This is a genomic window from Nocardioides sp. (assembly GCF_036405735.1).
Lineage (GTDB): Bacteria > Actinomycetota > Actinomycetes > Propionibacteriales > Nocardioidaceae > Nocardioides.
This window is the reverse complement of sequence record NZ_DASWXC010000077.1, coordinates 1-4,040: the sequence shown is the minus strand read 5'-3', so window position 1 is coordinate 4,040 and position 4,040 is coordinate 1. Positions and strand designations below refer to the sequence as shown.

The 4,040-nt window shown below is 74.7% G+C and carries 5 protein-coding genes and 1 pseudogene; 5 read left to right on the top strand and 1 reads right to left on the bottom strand.

Annotation, left to right across the window (positions count from 1 at the left end; genetic code table 11):
* The coding region (locus VGE38_RS12525) for a DUF5719 family protein (protein ID WP_331142880.1) at window positions 1–1,322 on the top strand (1,322 nt) is incomplete at its 5' end.
* Window positions 1,323–1,335: 13 nt separating this feature from the next.
* Here the strand turns inward: VGE38_RS12525 and VGE38_RS12520 are convergent.
* Window positions 1,336–1,776, bottom strand: a complete 441-nt coding sequence (locus VGE38_RS12520; protein WP_331142879.1) for a metallopeptidase family protein — start codon at window positions 1,774–1,776, stop codon at window positions 1,336–1,338.
* A gap of 50 nt (window positions 1,777–1,826) precedes the next feature.
* Here VGE38_RS12520 and VGE38_RS12515 point away from each other — a divergent pair, with 50 nt between their 5' ends.
* From VGE38_RS12515 to VGE38_RS12500, 4 genes and pseudogenes are all read left to right on the top strand, one after another.
* Complete coding sequence (locus tag VGE38_RS12515; protein WP_331142878.1) at window positions 1,827–2,186, top strand: DUF3499 domain-containing protein; 360 nt, start codon at window positions 1,827–1,829, stop codon at window positions 2,184–2,186.
* A gap of 57 nt (window positions 2,187–2,243) precedes the next feature.
* A complete protein-coding gene (locus VGE38_RS12510) occupies window positions 2,244–3,644 on the top strand; it encodes a phosphomannomutase/phosphoglucomutase (protein ID WP_331142877.1) in 1,401 nt (466 codons plus the stop codon).
* Window positions 3,644–3,832 carry a Trm112 family protein gene (locus VGE38_RS12505; RefSeq protein WP_331142876.1) on the top strand — a complete coding sequence of 63 codons (189 nt, stop codon included), beginning with the start codon at window positions 3,644–3,646 and terminating at the stop codon, window positions 3,830–3,832. The genes VGE38_RS12510 and VGE38_RS12505 overlap by 1 nt, the downstream gene beginning before the upstream one ends.
* A 27-nt stretch (window positions 3,833–3,859) precedes the next feature.
* Window positions 3,860–4,040: pseudogene (locus VGE38_RS12500) on the top strand (SIS domain-containing protein); the annotation flags it as partial.

Genomic DNA, 4,040 nt, shown 5'->3' with positions numbered 1-4,040 from the left:
TGCTCGTGGTCCTCGTGGCGGCCGCCCTCGCCTCCGTGCGTCCCGACGCGGCCACCCGGGCCAGCCGACCGGCCGAGCAGGTCCCGCTCGCGCAGGCCGCCGTGGTGTGTCCCAGCGCGCTGGACGGCCGGAGCGGCACCGTCACCACGCTGGCCGTGGCCACGGCGGGGGAGAGCGCCGGCAGCCTCACCCTGACCGCTGACGACGCCGTGGACAGCGTCGACGTCGCGCCCGGTCAGGTCACCGTCCTGCCCGCCGAGGACCGGCCGCTGGTCGTGGCCGGGACCGGCGAGCTGGCTCCCGGCATCGTCGCCGGCCTCTCGTCGTCCGCGCCGCTCACCGCCCACGACTGCCGCCCAGCGTCGGCCGAGCAGTGGTTCACCGGGGTCGGCGCGGGGCCCACGCACGCCTCGGTGCTCGAGCTCGTCAACCCCAACGCCGGCCCGGCCGTGGTCGACGTGGAGCTGCTGGGCCAGGACGGGCCGGTGGAGGCGGGCACCCTGCGAGGGATCGCCGTGCCCGGGCGCAGCAGCCAGCAGGTCGACCTCGGGCAGGCCGTGCCGCGCACCGGCGTGCTGGCGTTGCACGCCACGGTGGTGCGCGGCCAGCTCGGGATCGCCGTGCGCGACCGCGGCGAGCGGCTCACCGGCGGGGTCACCACCGAGGACTGGCTGCCCGCCCAGTCGGCTCCGGAGCGGGAGGCCCTGCTGCTCGGCGTACGGCCGGGCGGCGGGCGGCACACGCTCGCCCTGGCCAACGCGGGCGACGACGAGGTGCGAGCGACGATCCGGCTCGTCACTCCTGACTCGGTCTTCGCCCCGGAAGGGCTCGACCCCGTCGTCGTGGCGCCGCACAGCGTGACGCAGACCGAGCTCGACGACGTCCTCGCCTCCGAGGTGGCGGCCGACGCAATCGGCGTGGTGGTCGAGGCCTCGGGACCCGTCACGTCGTCGCTGCGCTCGGTCGTGGACCGCGACCTGGCGATCACGGCCCCGGGTGAGACGGTGCGCGAGGCGACGACCGCGCTGCTGCCGGAGGGGGCCAAGACGCTGCTGCTGGGCGGGGCCGACGCGGTCGGCGTCGCAACCGTCGTCGCGCGCGCCGCCGACGGGACCCAGGTTCTCGAGGAGCGGCTCTCCCTCGCCCCGGACCAGGGCGCCGCGCTGGACCTGCCTGCGGAGACCGCCTCGGTGACGGTCACCCCGCAGCGCACCGGCGTGCAGGGAGCCGTGCGGCTCACCGGCGGCGGGCTGGCGGTCCTCCGGCTGCGCGAGCTGGTGCGCACCGCCGCGCTGCCGGCCGTGGGGCCGGCGCTGCCGTAGCGCGGCGGGCGGCTCAGTCCTGCTCGTAGCGCGGGTCGATGACCGACGGTTCGACGTTGAGCAGCTCGGCGACCTGCTCCACCACGACGGTGAGGACCATCGCCTCCAGGTCGGCGCGGGTCTCGCAGCGGCGCTCGATCGGTCGCCGGAACACCACCAGCCGCGTCGGCGTGGCGCCGGTGCCGCGCACCATCGAGGAGAGCGGCACCTGGGTGTCGTTCCAGTCGTCGGGGAGCAGCGGCGTGTCCTCCACGGCGTACTCCACCAGGCCCAGCCGCTCCGACCAGCGTGCGTCGATCTCGGTCACGATGCCGAGCACGAGGTCGTCGAAGCGCTCGCGGCGGGTGCGGAGCTCGGGCTGGCCCGGAGTGCGGGGCACCACGCCGGGGCCGCGCATGCCGCGACCGTGCCGGTCACGGCGGCGCGAACGCGCGAACGGCACCTGCGAATCCACACCCGCGAGCCTAGCCGGGACAGCGCCTCCGGAGAGGTACGGTCTGCCTCGTGAGTCCTGCCCGTCGCTGTTCACGTACGGCGTGTGGCCGCCCTGCGGTCATGACGCTGACCTACGTGTACGCCGACCAGACGGCCGTGCTCGGGCCGCTGGCCACCTATGCCGAGCCGCACGCCTACGACCTGTGCCCCGAGCACAGCGAGCGGCTCTCCGCGCCGCGCGGCTGGGAGGTGCTGCGGCTCGCGACCGGCCCGATCGACCCGGGCCCCTCCAACGACGACCTGCTGGCGTTGGCCGACGCCGTCCGGGAGGCGGCGCGCCCCGCCCCGGCGCAGCGGGTCCCCCTGGCCGAGGAGGGCTCGCGCGAGACGCACCGCAAGGGCCACCTGCGCGTGCTCACCAGCGACTGACCCGCGACTGGCCGGCGACTGACCGGAGACTGAGCGGGGTTCGTTAGGGTCTGCGGCATGGCCGAGACCCAGGGCAGCAGCCTCGACCCCGACAACATCGACGCGGTCTTCAAGGCCTACGACGTCCGTGGCACGGTCCCGGACCAGATCGACGAGCCGCTCGCCCGGGCCACCGGCCGGGCCTTCGTCCAGGTAGTCGGCGCCGCCGACGGTGGTCGGATCGTGATCGGCCACGACATGCGGCCCAGCTCGCCGACCCTCGCCCGCGCGTACGCCGAGGGTGCCACCGAGGCCGGGGCCGACGTCGTGATGATCGGCCTGGCGTCCACCGACCAGCTCTACTTCGCCTCGGGTCACCTCGGCATCCCGGGCGTCATGTTCACCGCCAGCCACAACCCGGCGCAGTACAACGGCATCAAGCAGTGCCGCGCCCATGCCGCGCCGGTCGGCATGGAGAGCGGACTGCGCGAGATCCGCGACCTCGTGCTCGCCGGCTCGCCGGCGCCGGAGGGCGTCGCTCCGGGTGGCGTGACCGAGCAGGACGTGCTGACGGCGTACGCCGAGCACCTGCTCTCCCTCGCACCGGTCCGCGGCCGCCGGCTGAAGGTCGTGGTCGACGCCGGCAACGGCATGGCCGGCCACACCGCCCCGGCGGTCTTCGACCTGGTGGGCACCGAACAGGTCGAGCTGATCCCGCTCTACTTCGAGCTCGACGGGACCTTCCCGAACCACGAGGCCAACCCGATCGAGCCGGCGAACCTCGTCGACCTGCAGGCCGAGGTCCGCCGGGCCGGCGCCGACGTCGGCCTCGCCTTCGACGGCGATGCCGACCGCTGCTTCCTCGTCGACGAGCGCGGCGAGCTGGTCTCGCCCTCGACGCTCACCGCCCTGATCGCCGCCCGGGAGCTGGCCAAGGCGCCCGGCTCGGCGGTGATCCACAACCTGATCACCTCGCGCGCGGTGCCCGAGATCGTCAGCGAGCTCGGCGGCACGCCGGTCCGCACGCGGGTCGGCCACTCCTTCATCAAGGCCCGGATGGCCGAGACCGACGCCGTGTTCGGCGGCGAGCACAGCGGTCACTTCTACTTCCGCGACTTCTGGCGGGCCGACTCCGGCATGCTCGCCGCGCTGCACACGCTGGCTGCGCTGGCGGAGAGTGACCTGTCGCTGAGCGAGCTGCTGGCGCCGTACGAGCGCTATCCGCTGAGCGGGGAGATCAACTCCACCGTGCCCGACCAGCGGGCGGTGGTCCACGCCATCGAGGGGGAGTACGGGGGCCGCGACGGCGTCACGCTCGACCACCTCGACGGGCTGACCGTCAGCCACCCGGAGTGGACCTTCAACGTCCGGGCGTCGAACACCGAGCCCCTGCTCCGGCTCAACGCCGAGGGCACCGATGCTGCGACCATGGAACGCGTGCGCGACGAGGTGCTCGCGCTGATCCGGAAGGACTGCTGATGACCACCCTTGGACTCGACCCGGCGCTGCTGGAGATCATCGTCTGCCCCGAGTGCCACGGCGACCTCGAGCCGCGCGAGAGCGCGGACGGTGGTGAGCTGGCCTGCCAGGGCACCTGCGGCCTGGTCTACCCCGTGCGCGACGGCATCCCGGTCCTCCTGGTCGACGAGGCGCGACCCGGCCGCTGAGGCGGACCGGAGGAGGGAGCCTGAGCCGTGAGCTGGTTCGACGAGGCACGACTCGACGACGAGCAGGTGCTCGCGTCCGGTGACCTGCGGCTGCGCGCCCTCGCCGAGTCCGGCGCCCGGGTGCGCCGCGAGGCCGCCGCCAGCGCCGCCGCGACCCAGGTGGCGGTCGAGCGGGCCGCGACGGCGGGGCGTCCGCGGGCCGTCATCG

What these genes read in the sequence shown, in the direction of transcription:
- VGE38_RS12510 (WP_331142877.1), top strand. Translation starts at nt 2,244, where the DNA reads ATGGCCGAGACCCAGGGCAGCAGCCTCGACCCCGACAACATCGACGCG.
- VGE38_RS12505 (WP_331142876.1), top strand. Translation starts at nt 3,644, where the DNA reads ATGACCACCCTTGGACTCGACCCGGCGCTGCTGGAGATCATCGTCTGC.